Raw genomic sequence first — 13,298 nt, 5'->3', positions numbered from 1 at the left:
GTCCAACCCGAGGTTTTCATCCATGACCCCATCCGCGCTCCGACTCGAAGTCAAAGACCGTGTCGCCTATCTCACGATCAACCGTCCCGAGGCCCTGAACTCGGTCAACGCCGAACTCCATACCGCCCTGTCGCGCGCCTTCATCGACCTGGGCGAGCGGCGCGACATCAACGTCATCGTCCTCAGCGGAGAGGGCAAGGCCTTCTGCGCCGGCGGCGACATCGAGTGGATGAAGCAGGCCGTGCGCGAGCCCGAGGGCTTCGAGATCGTCACCTGGGAGGCCAAGCGGATCGTCTATTCGATGCTCGACTGCGAGATCCCGATCATCGGCCGCATCAACGGCGACGCCGTCGGGCTCGGCGCCACGCTCGCGCTGCTGTGCGACATCACCGTGATGGCCGACCACGCGCGCATCGGCGACCCGCATGTCCGGGTCGGACTCAATGCAGCCGACGGCGGCGGCTTCCTCTGGCCGCAGATGATCGGCTTCGGCAAGGCGCGCGAACTGCTGCTGACCGGCGACCTGCTCGGTGCGGCCGAGGCGAAGCAGCTCGGCGCGATCGGCAACGTGGTCCCCGCGGCCGAACTCGACGCCAAGGTGGACGCCTTCGTCGCCAAGCTCAGGAACGGCGCGGTCAAGGCGATCCGCTGGACCAAGGCCGGCTACACCATTCCGCTGCGCCAGCTGGCCCACGGCCACATGGATGCCGGCACGGCCTACGAATGCCTCACCAACCTGACGCAGGACCACCACGAAGCCATCGAGGCCTTCGCGACCAAGCGCAAGCCGGCGTTCGCCGGCCGCTGAGGAGGCCTCTCACATGTCGCAGATCCGGGACTTCGAAGGCCGCACGGCGCTGGTGACGGGCGGAGCCAGCGGCATCGGGCTGGCCTGCGTCGAGCTGCTGCGCGACCGCGGCGCGAAGGTGGTGCTGGCGGACCTCGATGGCCCGCGCACCGACGCGGTGGCGAGCACCCTGGGTGTGCTTGCGCTGGCCTTCGATGTCGCCGACCGCGCGGCCGTCGCGGCGGCGCACCGGCGGCTGCGCGACCAGGGCGTCGAGGTCGACCTGCTGGTGAATTGCGCCGGCATCGTGCAGTCGCCGGACGCGCCCGCCACCTTGGCGCATGCAGAGTTCCAGCGCGTGCTGGCGATCGACTTCGAAGGCACCTATGCGTGCTGCGCGGAGTTCGGCAGCGCGATGGCGCAACGTGGCCGCGGGGCGATCGTCAACATCGCGTCGGTCGCCGGCATGCGCTCGATGCCGCTGCATGCCTACTCGCCCGCCAAGGCGGCCGTGATCTCGCTCGGCGAGTGCCTCGCCGGCGAATGGGGCCGGGCCGGCGTGCGGGTGAACACCGTGTCGCCGGGCTATACAGTCACCGCAGCGCTGCAGGGGCAGATCGACCTCGGACTGCGCGACCCCGGGAAGCTCAAGGCCAACAGCGCCTTGGGATGCCTGATCGCGCCCTCGGACATCGCGCGTGCCGTGGCCTTCCTGCTGTCGGACCAGGCCGGCGTGATCACCGGGATCAATCTGCCGGTCGATGCGGGCTGGCTGGTCGCCGGTTCGTGGAGCACCTTCGGCGGAGTCCGTGACGCGCCTGCCGCCTGAGCGATGCCCTTTCTTCATTCACACAACCAGAGACGTTCATGAAATTCCCTTTCCTCCTGAGGCTGGCGGCCGCTGCTCTGGCCGCCGGCGCGGCGCTGGCGCCAGCGCATGCCCAGAGCTATCCCAACCAGCCCGTGCGCTGGGTGGTGCCGTACCCCGCCGGCGGCGGTACCGACGTCGTGGCGCGCATGCTGGGGCAGTCGATGGGGCAGGCGCTGGGCCAGTCGATGCTGATCGACAACAAGCCCGGCGCCGGCACCATGATCGGCGGCGACCTGGTCGCCAAGGCCAAGGCCGACGGCTACACCGTCGGCACGGTCGACACCTCGACCGTCGCCCTCGCGCCCCATCTCTATGCCAAGGTGCCCTACAAGGCGGAACAGGACTTCGCCTTCATCGGCGGCACCACCCGCTTTCCGTTCGTGTTGGTGGTCAACCCGGACGTGCCGGCCAGGAATCTGCAGGACTTGCTCGCGCTCGCGCGCAAGACGCCGGGCGGCCTGAAGTACGCAACGCCGGGTCTTGGCGGGCCCAATCACCTGGGCATGGAACTGCTGCAGCGCAAGACCGGAACCCAGCTCCTGCACGTGCCGTACAAGGGCGACGCGCCGGCGCTGCAGGCGCTGATCGCCGGTGACATCGACATGTACCTGGTCAACACGGCTGCCAGCCTGCCGCACATCCGGTCCGGGCGACTGCGGCCGATCGCGCTGTCGATGACCAGGCGCAGCGCCGTGCTGCCCGACGTGCCGACCTTCGCGGAGGCCGGCGTGCCGGATTTCGAGTCCTACTCCTGGCAAGGACTGGCGGCGCCCGCCGGCACGCCACCTGCGGTCGTCGCCCGCCTGAATCGCGAGCTGAACCAGTCACTGGCGTCGGCCGACATCCGCAAGAAGCTGGATGAGCTCGGCATCGAGCCCTCGCCGACCACGCCCGAGGCGTTCAGCGCCCTGGTCAAGTCCCAGGCGGCCTTGTGGGGCGGCGTGATTCGAGCGGCCAACATCAAGCTGGAGGAATGAGCGCGTGCCTTATCCCGAACTGAAGGACAGGGTGGTTCTCATCACCGGCGGCGCCAGCGGGCTGGGGCTGGCCGCCGGCGAGGGTTTTGCGCGCGAGGGCGCCGCGGTCGTGCTGGCCGACCTGCGCGCCGATGTTGCCGCCGCCGAAGCCGCGCGGCTCGGCGCCCGGCATCTCGGCCTCGGTGGGGATGTGGCCGACGAGGCCGATGTGCAGTTGCTGGTCTCCACCACGCTGGCGCAGTTCGGGCGGCTCGATGTGCTGATCAACAGCGCGGGCATCCCGGACAGCTTCCAGCCCACGGTCGACCAGGACGCCGCCGACTTCCGCCGGCTGGTCGACGTCCATCTGGGCGGCACCTACATGATGTGCAAGGCGGCCGCGCCCCACATGCTGCGCCAGGGGCGCGGCGCGATGATCAACCTGAGTTCCATCGCCGGTGTGCTGGGTCTCGCGCGCCGCAACGCCTACAGCGCCGCCAAGGCAGGCATCGGGATGATGACCCGCACGCTGGGTTGCGAATGGGCATCGCAAGGCGTCCGGGTCAATGCCATTGCGCCGGGCTACATGCTGACGCCATTCATGCAGCGGCTGGTCGATGAAGGCAAGCTCGACGCCGACCAGGTTCGCCGCCGCACCCCGGCAGGCCGACTGGGCAGTGCACGGCACATCGCCGACGCGATGCTCTTCCTGGCCTCGGACGGCGCCGAGTTCATCACCGGCGCGACCCTGCCCGTGGACGGCGGCTACATGGCCTGGGGGGCCGTGGGCGACGCCTACGACGGGCCGCTCGACTGAGGCTGCGAGCGACCGGACCGATTCGTGCAACGAGACTGAAACCATGATCTACGAAGAACGCAACTACAGCTTCGCGCCCCTCAACTTCCGCCCTTTCCTGCGGCTTTTCGAGGACGAGGGCCTGGCCCTCACTTGCGCACACCTTGGGCAGCTGGTCGGCTACTTCACGGCCGAGACCGGGGCGCTGAACACGGCGGTGCACATCTGGGCCTTCGAGGACCTGGCCGATCGGGAGCGGCGCCGCGCCGCCATGTGGAGCGATCCCGAGTGGCTCGCCTATTCCGCCAAGGTGCTGCCGTGGATCGTGCGCATGGAGAATCGACTGCTCAAGCCCACCGGGTTTTCTCCGCTGCAGTGATCGATGGCGTCTGGTGAAATCGTATCCAACATGCAGCTTCTGACCGTCGAATCCGCCACCCCCAAGTCTTCCAAGCCGGCGTCCGACGGCCCCGCGCGCGGTACCCAGAGTGTCAGGCGGGCGTTGCAGCTTCTGCGCTGCGTGGCCAAGTACAACGACGAAGGCGTGAAGCTCGCGCAACTGGTGCGTGACGAGGGCCTGGACCGCATCACGACCTACCGGTTGATGACCTGTCTGGTCGAAGAGCAGTTCGTCGATCGCGACGGCGAGCAACTCTACCGGCTTGGCCCGCAGGCCGTGCTGTTGGGTTCATTGCTCCCGCAACCCACGCCCTTGCTGAGACGCTTCGTCCCCGTGATGAAGCGCATCGGGCGCATCGGCGGCGATACGGTATTCCTCATGATGAGGCAGGGCGATCTCGTCTACTGCGCGCACCGGGAGGAGGGCAGCTCGCCGATCAAAATTTTGACCACCAGCATTGGGCAACGTCGTCTGATCGGCACTGGCACCGGCGGCACGGCGGTGCTTGGCTTCATGGACAAGGCCGAGATTGCCGGCACCTACGCGCGCAATGCCGCGGCCTACGCGCAGAACCTGATCGACGAGGACATGCTGCAGGCAAGGTCCACCGCCGTACGCGAGCAAGGCTGCGCGCTGGTGTTCGACGCGTTCGGCGAGGTCGGCGTGGCAGGCTTCGGAATGGCCTTCCGCATGGGCGAGCACGGCATGGGCGCGATCAGCATTGCCACGCTGACCGCGCGCTTCGGCTTCGAGCGCCAGCACAAGATGCGCCAGATGTTCGAGACCGAGCTGCGCGGCCTGGGCCTTGGCGCCTGAGCCAAGGCGCCGCCGAGCTTCTCAACCCACACGCAGTGAACGGTAGAAGGCGCGGATCTCCGTCGCCAGCGCTTCCGGTTCTTCCATCGCTGCGAAATGACCGCCAGCCGGCATCACGCTCCAGCGGCGGATGTTGGTGAAGGTGCGCGCGGCGAGCGAGCGCGGCGGCCGGACGATCTCTTTGGGGAACTCGCAATAGCCCATCGGCACGTCGACGGTCTCGCCGTCCGGAATCGGCCACGGCCCGTGCTGCCGCGCGTAGTACGGCCAGAACGACGAGCCGATGGCGCCCGTGAACCAGTACAGCGAGACGTTGGCAAGAATCTCGTCCTTCGAGAATGCGGACTCGACGTCTCCATTGCAGTCGGACCAGGCGCGCATCTTCTCGACGATCCAAGCGGCAAGCCCCACGGGTGAATCAGTCAACGCAAAGGCCAAAGTCTGGGGCCGGGTTCCCTGCTGGGTGCTGTAGCCGGTCTCCTCGCTGAGCCAGCGATCGAGATCGATCCGATACCGCCGCGCGGCGTCATCGTCGCCCACCAAGGCGGCGGGATCACGGCGCAGCGGCAGCAGATTCAGGTGCACGCCGATCGTCTTTTCGGCATGCATCAGCCCCAACCGCGCCGAAATCGATGCCCCCCAGTCCCCGCCCTGCGTGGCGAAACGACGATAGCCGAGGGTCTCGCTCATCAGCGTCGCGAACGCGTCGGCGATCTGCTCGACCGAGAAGCGTGGCTGTCCAGGCGCGAAGGACAGGCCGTAGCCGGGCAGGCTGGGGGCCACGACCGTGAATGCATCGGCCGGGTCGCCGCCGAAGCGCGCAGGGTCAGTCAGGCGCGGAATCAAGTCCATGAACTCGAAAACCGAGCCCGGCCAACCATGCGACAGCAACAAGGGCATCGGGTGCGGGCCGACCCCTGGCACATGCAGATAGCGCAGGTCTATGCCGGCCAGCGCCACGCTGAACAGCGGCCAGGCGTTCAGTCGCGCCTCCTGCGCACGCCAGTCGAATTTGTGAAGCCAGTGCGCGATGAGCCCGTGCATCCACGCAAGGTCCGTTCCGTAGGCCCACGGTTCGCCCGGCGCCTGGTCTGGCAGGCGCGTGCGCGCCAGCCGCTCGCGGAGATCGGCGATCGCGGCTTCGGGGACATGCAACTGGTAAGGGGTGGGGGTCATGGCATCTCCGTGTTGGCACTTGGCGTCGACTATGTTCCGGATCCGGGGCGCGAGTGGTTAGCAGGTTTGGTAGTGCCCAGTATGTGAACTCGGGAGATACCCTGGCAAATCGGGGCTATTCGACCATTCTTGCGGGCCCGGTGGACGCATTCGCCGGGGCCACGGCGACCCGGTCCGACGCCCTACACGCCACGGGGCCTGGCCGCTGCGATCTGGCCTGTGCGAGCCATTTCGCATTGAACACGCGTCCACGAGCGTGGGCTGCACCTGTCCACCCGCGCACATCAGAGCCAAGCGCAGCGCGCGGTCCGCGTCTGATCCTGCCGGGTGTCAACTTGGTTTGACAGCCGCTGGAACATTTCACACGCTTTGACCCGTGTACAGCCGAAAGTCACCACGAAGCGCCTCAGCTCTTGAGAGCGCAAAATGCCGGGTGTTGTCCGTGGCTACCTCCGCGCCGAGGGTGAGGGCGCGCGCCGCGAATCATCTCGCCGAAGTCGCCAATGGGCATGCCGCGCGCCTTCACATGGACGCGCAAATTCCCGTGGCGAGCCGCCGCTCGGGCGTCCCAAGGGATGTGACTTCTGATCGGCATCCTCAGGGTCTGTCTTGAGGCGGCGACCCGGAAGCGAAAGACTCTGCGACGGCAGACGCGACCTTTGCCCATGTTGTGTCGTTCTGCAGTGCCGGGAATCGCTTGGCCAGCTTCCCCGATCGTACGCCGTTGTTCTCTCGCACCGATCGGACGATGGCGTCCACGTCGGCGTCAGGCCCCTCGATGATTTCCTTCACTGCTGCCCGTGCCTGGCCAAAGCTTCGGAAGAAGGCGGCCTGTGCATGCATCTCTTGCTGAATGGTTCGGGCGAGGAGCCCGGCAGTGTATTCAACATGGCTGGTCAGGTCGAGAAATCGCCAGGCCATCCGTGCATCGGCGTACGCGTCGAAGTGGAAGTTCGACACGACACCGTCGGGGTGCTGCTCCGGCTCTTTGGAGAATCGATACCGATCTGCATAGCGCTCCATCAGCGGCCGAGAGAACGCCTCCAACGCTTCGTCATACCGTGCACGTTCCGCTGAGTGCTCGGTGATCAATGCGGATAGGGGAAGAATGAAAGGGGCGTGTATGGCGCCGTCGCGCCGCAGCACGTCGTTGACCAGAAACCTGTGCACGCGTCCGTTGCCGTCAGCCAGAGGGTGGATGTACACGAACGCGAACGAGGCAACCGCAGCGCGAGCTGTGGCCGATGCCCCCTGCGTTCGCTCCACGAATGTCCGCAGCCCCTCCAGCATCGGAGCGACATCGGGCCACTCGGGCGCGACGTAGTGCACCACGTTTTCGTAGCGGATCGTTTCACCGACAAACACAGGCGACTGCCGCAGGCCGAACGAGGCAAGGGTGGTCACCTCACCGAGGATGTCATCCTGCCATAAAAACGGTAATCGGCGCATAAGATCGATCTCTCTGGCGCCTGTTTGCATAAAAACGCTCATTGGACGCAGCGGGCCAACTGTCGCAGGCGTTTTCGTGCAGACCAAGACCACACATCCGACATCAGCGCGTGCCGCTGCCGACGAGCATTTCGCAGGGGCCGACGAAGCCCGCCTCCGGCGTCTCGAAGCGGGATAGCGTGCTTTCGATCTCGTCCCATGTGGCGGCACGGTCGTCGTCCCCCATGCCTGACATCATCTGGAGCAGCGCGCCAAAAGACTCGCGCTCGAACTGCACGCACGCCGCCGCGGTCGGCAGGCGTAGCGGTGAGTCGACCTTCTGCACTTGCACGTCGCGCAAGCCCGCTTGCTCCAGCGCGCGCGCCAGGACGCCTTCGCCGCCGAGCGAGAAGGGCCCTGGCTGGCCCGGCAGCGGGGGCGGCAACTGTGCCCGACGGCGAATGATGCCGACTGGCAGGGCAAAGAACGGATTCATCTCCGGCGTGGAGTACACCACCGCAGCGAACCGGCCTCCGGGGCGCAGGGCGTGACGGATGCCCGCCAGCGCACGCTGCTGGTCGGGAAAGTAGATCAGGCCGACGCGCGAGATCGCGGCATCGAAAGCGGCCGCCTCCAACAGATCATGACGCTCACCGTCGAGTTCGCGGGTCTCGACATTCGCCAGGCCGGCCTTGTCCGCGGCCGCGCCAGCGTAGCGCAGGATAGCGGGCGAGATGTCGGTGGCAAGCACATAGCCAGCCGGACCGGCACGACGCGCGGCCACCAGCGTCTGTTCGCCGGCGCCCGCGGCGATGTCGAGCACGCGTGCGCCGGGCCCGACGCCGGCCGCGTCCATCATGGCTTCAGTCGCGGGGCCAAGCCACCGGGCCAGCAGAGGCGACCAGCGGTCCCACGCTTCGGCCGCCGCCTCCCATTGCGTACGGGTGGTAGCGCGAAACTTGTCAGGGTCAAAGGTTGCGGCGGCATTGGGCGCTTGAAGGGTTTCAACCATGGCAGCTCCTCAGAGGAAGTGCCGGCGCGACATGCGTCGGCTGCGTCAAGGTAGCCCGCCAGCTCGCTCTCCTCAAGTCCAGATTCTGGAGTTCTCCGGAACGGGTGATCGGAATAGACTCGGCCATGGTCGACTACATGCAGTTCTGCACAGTGGCTCGCGGCGCCGAGGTACTGGGCGAGCTCTGGACGCCCCTCGTGGTCCGAGAACTGCTCTGCGGCAGTAGTCGCTTCAACGACATCCACCGCGGCGTGCCGCGGATGTCCCCGACGCTCCTGACGCAGCGGCTGCGCAAGCTGGAGTCGATCGGCGTGGTCGAGCGACGGCGGGCAGGCAAGGCCTGGGAGTACCACCTCACCCCCGCAGGCGAGGAACTTCGTCCGATCGTGGTCGGAATTGGCCACTGGGGGGCGCGATGGATCGGCAGCCGGCTGCGGCGCGAGCAACTCGATGCCGGTTTCCTGATGTGGGACATCCGGCGTTTTGCGCGTATCGAGGAGTTCCCGGCAGGCCAGCGGACCGTGGTGCATTTCCGCTTTCGCGACGCCCCCTCGGCAGAGCGATTGTGGTGGTTGGTGGTGGAAGACGGCACCGCCGATCTGTGCCGGGATGACCCGGGCCACGAGGTGACGGTGATCGTGGAATCTACCGTCCGCTCGCTGACCGAAATCTGGAATGGCGACGGCGATCCGGGTCAGCAGATCCGCGCCGGCGTGCTCGTTGTCCAGGGCGCCGGGCGTCAGGGGCAATCACTGTGGCGCTGGCTGGGACGAAGCATGTTCGCGCCGACGAGAATCTCCATGCGCGCTGAAGCGACGTAGCGTTCCCTGGGAAGATTTTTAATCGCTCTCACCCCAACTCGCCGCGCTGTCGCCGGGCCCGCAACCACCTCAGGCCTCCGGTAGATCAAGTTCAGCACGTTGCCGGAACCAGGCTCGCAGGAGGGCCGTGAACCACCAGGTCAGAACGCGTTGACGAACAGGCCGGCGGTGGTCCCGGTAGATTCCAAGAGCCCATCAAGCTCTTGGTTCCAGCGCTGTACTTCAACGGCGTTCATGTTGTCCTTTGGCGGCGTTCGACCCATTGTGCGCGGGGTGTCGCGAAGGTCGGCTAACGGGCGAATTGGGCGCCACCGGCGAACGGCCGGTCCTGGCCGCACCCGGAAGTTGACAGCGCGCCGGCAACCAGCGGCCGGCGACCAAGCTACTTGTTCTTGATTGCAGCGCCCAGCATGATGGCCTTGCATAGCCCTAGAACCAGCGCAACGGTACCTCCCAGAATGCCCATGCCTACGTTGCCCAGATAGACCGCATAGCCGAGGGTCAGCAAGGCAATGGCCAAAGGAATCCAGAACATCGAGAGCTGAACAATAAAGGACAGTAGGCGCATCGACTTCCTTGAAGTGCCAGCATCATGGCGAAAACAGGGGCAAACGGGAAGGCCCGCTCCTGGCTGAACTCAGCCTTCAGAGCCACCGCGCTGCTGCGTCAGTCGCATCCATCTCGCAAGGGGCTCGCGATGCCATTGGCGTGGCCGCAATGTAGAAACCGATGCCTGCAATCAAAAGTTGAAGCGGCTGCCCGGCGGCTGGGATGAGATTCCACGGCAGGTAGCGCGAGCCGGCCGATTGGACCCGTTGCGGACGTTCCTTCTCCTGCGAGAGCGGCCATCCAGCCAAAAACTGCGCAACGACGGTCTACACGGCGTTGTTTTCGTCGCTAGGTCAAGAGACCCGAGGCCGGGCGAGCCGAAGCAAAGCAAAAAGCGCAAGCTACTAGCAGGCCGTGCAGCCGCCCTGCGGGCGGGCGCGCCCCGCACTCCGCCCGTCGGTCACCCCGCGGGATTTTCCGTGTCGAACGGACACCATGGGCTTGCAAGTGGACTCGGCCCAGCGCCACTAAAGGTTGTCCACCGTTGCGGTGGGTGACGTTGCTGATAAGAAGACTCCACGCGCAACGAGGCCTTTGCAGTTGGGCCTCTCCCCGCATTGCCTGCGAAAGCGGCATCTCACTGGCGCCGGATGAAGGTTGCGACCGCGGACATCCAGGGCTCGTTCCTTTGTTAGTCATTTGTCAGGCGGGGGCTTTTCAAGAACACGGTCTGAAACGGCGTTCAGGGGTCGTTCAGAGGACCGAACTATCATTTTTATTTTTCCAACCCCTCCGACCATCAATAGGTCTTGCCCGCCTTCGGCGGGCTTTTTCATGGGCGGCTAGCTTGGACCACAGAGAGCGAGCCGGCAGCGCGGCCGGCCGACTCTACTATCCCTCGGCGGCGCGCTCTGGTGAGCAGCCGACGCAATGGGCCTTTGTTCAAGCGAACAGTGCCACGCCTTCCAATCCAAAATCCCCTCCATCAAAAAGCACGGCCAGAGTTCCCTATGCACGATCCCGCTTTCCTCGGACTAACCGTAAGTGCAGCCACGCTCGGGATTCTGGCGATCTGGAAGGCACGCGCCCCTCGGTGGATTGCCCTCTCGGTATTAGCGGCCGGTGGATCATGGGCCGCCTTTTCGGACTCAAGTCCGCTGAACCACGACCACCAAGTCCATGTGGAAACCCACCCTTCCACATCAAGCAATCCTTCAAGGCTGCGAGCTGGGGTTGAATCTGATTCCTGAGCGGTTCGGGTCGCCGGGCCCTATAAATCCGCCGGCGCCGCACCCTTCCGCTTCACTTTTCGCCTGCACGCGCCAGGCACGTAGATGCAGGCGTCGCGCTTGGCGACTTAGCCTTCAAACCAACGGTGGCCGCGCGCTCGGGCATGCAGGCGATCGAGGTCCGAGCGCTCGATGTCGTCGCACGCAGATCTCGCCCTCCGTCACGTAGGGTCCATCGCGAACCGCAAAGGGACATGGCCACTTCCGGAAACCGGAGCGTTGCGTTGCGCCATCGCCCGTGTGGCCTGCAACTCCCCGTCCCAAACATCGCCGTGAGGCGGTAGCCGTCATACCTGATCTCGAAGACCCACCTTGGAGCGGTCGACGGGAGGGCGCGCTCTTCGAGCAGCTTCGGCAGGTAGTGCACGAGGTCTAAAGGAGTCCCCTAGAAGGCGAGGCATTGGCTGTCAGCGGAACGCGCAAACTGCCTCATGCTTACGCGACAGGAAACGATCCACCATGTCCGGGCGCTGGCTCAAGTTGAGCCTGGCCGTCACTGGAGAATCACATGGCAGACGACCCCAAGAAGACCGGCCTCGATCGAAAGCTGATCGCCCTGAACGAACCCCATGAGGTCCGCAGCTGGACCGAATCCCTTGGCGTCGACGAGGAGACGCTCAAGGCCGCGGTGGCGGCCGTTGGCAACTCGGCGGAGAAGGTACGCGAATACCTGAAGAAGAAGTGACCGCCCGGGCCGCTGCGAAGGGGCCCGGCGAGCCCAAGTACGATGCAGAGGCGCGCATGATCGCCTCGTTTGCCAGCCTTCCGCGGAAGCCGGCCAAGCGCGCGTCAGCGAAGTCTGAAGCAACTGCGGGCATCTGGTGCCGCGACGGAACGATCCCGGGGCGGACGCCCAAGGGGGCGGCCGCGAGGCAGCCGGCGACCGAGACTAGGATCGCGCCATGACCCACCTGCGGCACATCACCGTTTTCGTTGACGAGCCGGACCCCGGCCACTTCCACTGGGTGCTCCACGAGAGCACCGAGGATGCCTCGGTCTGGGTCGACGTCGAAGAAGGCGCCCAGTCGTATCCCTCTTGGACCGAGGCCTTCGAAGCGGGTATGGTCGAGCTCTACCGACTGGTCCCGGACGCAACCCTCGGGCCGCGCGCGCTTGGCGAAGACGAAGATGCCGACCCGGTCGGCTGACGATCCCACCTCATAACGACTGCACTGGCAGTCGGCTGCGGCCCCTTCTGCTGTCCCGCGACCAGCTTCTTGCCCCGCCGTGGATGGTACCTAAGGCCATGTTGATCCGCCGCGCACTTGTTCAGCATGCTGGCGGCGAAACGACGCCGTTTGGAAGCGTGGATGTCCTACGTTGCGCAGCTTGCGCACGGCGGAGGGTAAGTTCATTGATCAAAGGAACTTCAATGAGCAACCCACCCGTGACAGGAATAGGAGATGGAACGCGGCCGACGACCAGCGGCGGCGTGGACAACATCGGTGCGGGAGAAAAGTTCTCCACGATAAAGACTGCAACCGGCGAATCACCATCCGGCCCTGCGCCCTGAGCACATGCCGGCCAAAAGGACGGTCGAATCCGCCCGGCGAGACCACTCGGCCTCGTTCGGCCTCACGGAAGACCTCACGGCTTCCCCCAATCCCGAGCCAGTACCGGATGACAAACGCTGAAGGCACACGCATGAAACTCTCAGACCAGACGGCCCCCGCGCGGCAACCCACGCCCGCGGAAAACGCCATGAAGCAGTTCGCCAAGACTGACGCCGAGAGGGGCGCTATCCCTGACGCGGAGCCCGAGACTGCTAAGCCCCCAAAGAAGTCAGTCCGCCCAGGCGATGCCGGCGTCGGTGAGTCCAGCAATCAGGGCAGTTCTCCCTACCAGGACAGGGCGCGCCCCGAAGAGGCGGAGCGCCAAAAATGACCCGCGGCCGCGATCAGTCGGACGGCGGCCCGTTACCCGAGAGCAACAACGCACCGGCCAGCATCGCCGTCATTTCGTCCAATGCACAGACACCGCAGTCGCGGCGATCCGCTCTCCTACAGGAGTTGTCATGACCACGCAGAATCTGCAGAACCGCCCCGAGTCGGAGCGTGAGGCCGTCAAGCGCAATATGGAGCGAGCCACCGAATCTGCGCCGGCGGAGTTTCGAGACGAGGCCAACGAAAAAAAGATCGTAGAGATCGGCAACGACCTGACGAACAGGCCGATTCAGGGCATCGACCCGCACGTCGAGTCTACTTCCCAGTTAGACGCGTCGAGCCGTGAGGACGATCGCCAAGCGCGCATCCGCGCGGCAGCGCATGCCGCCTGGGAGCGGCGAGGCCGACAGGCGGGCCACGAGTTGGACGATTGGCTGGAGGCGGAGCGGTCGCTCGAAGGTGGCACCAGCAATTCGGGCATCGCATAGCCGGTTTCAAGCAGTGGTCCGCGAAC

Annotated in this window: 15 protein-coding genes; 11 read left to right on the top strand and 4 right to left on the bottom strand. The window is 65.7% G+C overall.

Annotated features, from left to right (window positions below):
- The first annotated feature begins 22 nt into the window (after nt 1-22).
- From QTI33_RS26640 to QTI33_RS26615, 6 genes are read left to right on the top strand one after another with little or no spacing between them, the layout of a single operon-like run.
- Complete coding sequence (locus QTI33_RS26640; protein WP_286509373.1) at nt 23-808, top strand: enoyl-CoA hydratase/isomerase family protein; 786 nt, start codon at nt 23-25, stop codon at nt 806-808.
- A 13-nt stretch (nt 809-821) separates the two neighbouring features.
- Nucleotides 822-1,616 carry an SDR family NAD(P)-dependent oxidoreductase gene (locus tag QTI33_RS26635; RefSeq protein ID WP_286509372.1) on the top strand — a complete coding sequence of 265 codons (795 nt, stop codon included), beginning with the start codon at nt 822-824 and terminating at the stop codon, nt 1,614-1,616.
- Between the two features lie 38 nt (nt 1,617-1,654).
- Nucleotides 1,655-2,635, top strand: coding sequence for a Bug family tripartite tricarboxylate transporter substrate binding protein (locus QTI33_RS26630; RefSeq protein WP_286509371.1), 981 nt, complete (start codon nt 1,655-1,657; stop codon nt 2,633-2,635).
- Between the two features lie 4 nt (nt 2,636-2,639).
- Nucleotides 2,640-3,431 carry an SDR family NAD(P)-dependent oxidoreductase gene (locus QTI33_RS26625; protein WP_286509370.1) on the top strand — a complete coding sequence of 264 codons (792 nt, stop codon included), beginning with the start codon at nt 2,640-2,642 and terminating at the stop codon, nt 3,429-3,431.
- 43 nt (nt 3,432-3,474) lie between these two features.
- A complete protein-coding gene (locus tag QTI33_RS26620; RefSeq protein WP_286509369.1) occupies nt 3,475-3,789 on the top strand; it encodes an NIPSNAP family protein in 315 nt (104 codons plus the stop codon).
- A 30-nt stretch (nt 3,790-3,819) separates the two neighbouring features.
- Entirely contained in the window at nt 3,820-4,626 is an 807-nt protein-coding gene (locus QTI33_RS26615; protein ID WP_286509368.1) for an IclR family transcriptional regulator, read from the top strand.
- A 21-nt stretch (nt 4,627-4,647) separates the two neighbouring features.
- Here the strand turns inward: QTI33_RS26615 and QTI33_RS26610 are convergent, their stop codons facing one another.
- The 3 genes from QTI33_RS26610 to QTI33_RS26600 all read right to left on the bottom strand — a co-directional run bounded on the left by QTI33_RS26610 (nt 4,648) and on the right by QTI33_RS26600 (nt 8,242).
- Nucleotides 4,648-5,802, bottom strand: coding sequence for an epoxide hydrolase family protein (locus QTI33_RS26610; RefSeq protein ID WP_286509367.1), 1,155 nt, complete (start codon nt 5,800-5,802; stop codon nt 4,648-4,650).
- 597 nt (nt 5,803-6,399) lie between these two features.
- Entirely contained in the window at nt 6,400-7,281 is an 882-nt protein-coding gene (locus tag QTI33_RS26605; RefSeq protein WP_286509366.1) for a Fic family protein, read from the bottom strand.
- 73 nt (nt 7,282-7,354) lie between these two features.
- Entirely contained in the window at nt 7,355-8,242 is an 888-nt protein-coding gene (locus QTI33_RS26600; RefSeq protein ID WP_286509365.1) for a class I SAM-dependent methyltransferase, read from the bottom strand.
- 125 nt (nt 8,243-8,367) lie between these two features.
- Here QTI33_RS26600 and QTI33_RS26595 point away from each other — a divergent pair, with 125 nt between their 5' ends.
- The gene (locus QTI33_RS26595) at nt 8,368-9,063 is read left to right on the top strand and encodes a winged helix-turn-helix transcriptional regulator (RefSeq protein WP_286509364.1); all 696 of its coding nucleotides are present in this window, start codon (nt 8,368-8,370) and stop codon (nt 9,061-9,063) included.
- A gap of 382 nt (nt 9,064-9,445) precedes the next feature.
- Here QTI33_RS26595 and QTI33_RS26590 read toward each other — a convergent pair whose 3' ends face one another.
- Nucleotides 9,446-9,631, bottom strand: a complete 186-nt coding sequence (locus tag QTI33_RS26590) for a hypothetical protein (RefSeq protein WP_286509363.1) — start codon at nt 9,629-9,631, stop codon at nt 9,446-9,448.
- Nucleotides 9,632-11,409: 1,778 nt separating this feature from the next.
- Between QTI33_RS26590 and QTI33_RS26585 the strand changes: the two genes are divergently transcribed.
- The 4 genes from QTI33_RS26585 (at nt 11,410) to QTI33_RS26570 (ending at nt 13,272) form a co-directional block, all read left to right on the top strand.
- Nucleotides 11,410-11,586, top strand: a complete 177-nt coding sequence (locus QTI33_RS26585; protein WP_286509362.1) for a DUF3606 domain-containing protein — start codon at nt 11,410-11,412, stop codon at nt 11,584-11,586.
- A 217-nt stretch (nt 11,587-11,803) separates the two neighbouring features.
- Nucleotides 11,804-12,049, top strand: coding sequence for a hypothetical protein (locus tag QTI33_RS26580; protein ID WP_286509361.1), 246 nt, complete (start codon nt 11,804-11,806; stop codon nt 12,047-12,049).
- Nucleotides 12,050-12,545: 496 nt separating this feature from the next.
- Nucleotides 12,546-12,785: a hypothetical protein gene (locus QTI33_RS26575; RefSeq protein ID WP_286509360.1), complete on the top strand. Its 240-nt coding sequence runs from the start codon at nt 12,546-12,548 to the stop codon at nt 12,783-12,785.
- 130 nt (nt 12,786-12,915) lie between these two features.
- A complete protein-coding gene (locus QTI33_RS26570) occupies nt 12,916-13,272 on the top strand; it encodes a DUF2934 domain-containing protein (protein WP_286509359.1) in 357 nt (118 codons plus the stop codon).
- Nucleotides 13,273-13,298 lie beyond the last annotated feature (26 nt).

Origin of the sequence: Variovorax davisae, from assembly GCF_030316845.1 — a bacterium.
Lineage (GTDB): Bacteria > Pseudomonadota > Gammaproteobacteria > Burkholderiales > Burkholderiaceae_C > Variovorax > Variovorax davisae.
Note: the sequence above shows the minus strand (reverse complement) of the source record. Positions and strands in the feature narration are given on the sequence as shown.

What these genes read in the sequence shown, in the direction of transcription:
- QTI33_RS26640 (WP_286509373.1), top strand. Translation starts at nt 23, where the DNA reads ATGACCCCATCCGCGCTCCGACTCGAAGTCAAAGACCGTGTCGCCTAT.
- QTI33_RS26635 (WP_286509372.1), top strand. Translation starts at nt 822, where the DNA reads ATGTCGCAGATCCGGGACTTCGAAGGCCGCACGGCGCTGGTGACGGGC.
- QTI33_RS26630 (WP_286509371.1), top strand. Translation starts at nt 1,655, where the DNA reads ATGAAATTCCCTTTCCTCCTGAGGCTGGCGGCCGCTGCTCTGGCCGCC.
- QTI33_RS26620 (WP_286509369.1), top strand. Translation starts at nt 3,475, where the DNA reads ATGATCTACGAAGAACGCAACTACAGCTTCGCGCCCCTCAACTTCCGC.
- QTI33_RS26615 (WP_286509368.1), top strand. Translation starts at nt 3,820, where the DNA reads ATGCAGCTTCTGACCGTCGAATCCGCCACCCCCAAGTCTTCCAAGCCG.
- QTI33_RS26610 (WP_286509367.1), bottom strand. Translation starts at nt 5,802, where the DNA reads ATGACCCCCACCCCTTACCAGTTGCATGTCCCCGAAGCCGCGATCGCC.
- QTI33_RS26605 (WP_286509366.1), bottom strand. Translation starts at nt 7,281, where the DNA reads ATGCAAACAGGCGCCAGAGAGATCGATCTTATGCGCCGATTACCGTTT.
- QTI33_RS26600 (WP_286509365.1), bottom strand. Translation starts at nt 8,242, where the DNA reads ATGGTTGAAACCCTTCAAGCGCCCAATGCCGCCGCAACCTTTGACCCT.
- QTI33_RS26595 (WP_286509364.1), top strand. Translation starts at nt 8,368, where the DNA reads ATGGTCGACTACATGCAGTTCTGCACAGTGGCTCGCGGCGCCGAGGTA.
- QTI33_RS26590 (WP_286509363.1), bottom strand. Translation starts at nt 9,631, where the DNA reads ATGCGCCTACTGTCCTTTATTGTTCAGCTCTCGATGTTCTGGATTCCT.
- QTI33_RS26585 (WP_286509362.1), top strand. Translation starts at nt 11,410, where the DNA reads ATGGCAGACGACCCCAAGAAGACCGGCCTCGATCGAAAGCTGATCGCC.
- QTI33_RS26580 (WP_286509361.1), top strand. Translation starts at nt 11,804, where the DNA reads ATGACCCACCTGCGGCACATCACCGTTTTCGTTGACGAGCCGGACCCC.
- QTI33_RS26575 (WP_286509360.1), top strand. Translation starts at nt 12,546, where the DNA reads ATGAAACTCTCAGACCAGACGGCCCCCGCGCGGCAACCCACGCCCGCG.
- QTI33_RS26570 (WP_286509359.1), top strand. Translation starts at nt 12,916, where the DNA reads ATGACCACGCAGAATCTGCAGAACCGCCCCGAGTCGGAGCGTGAGGCC.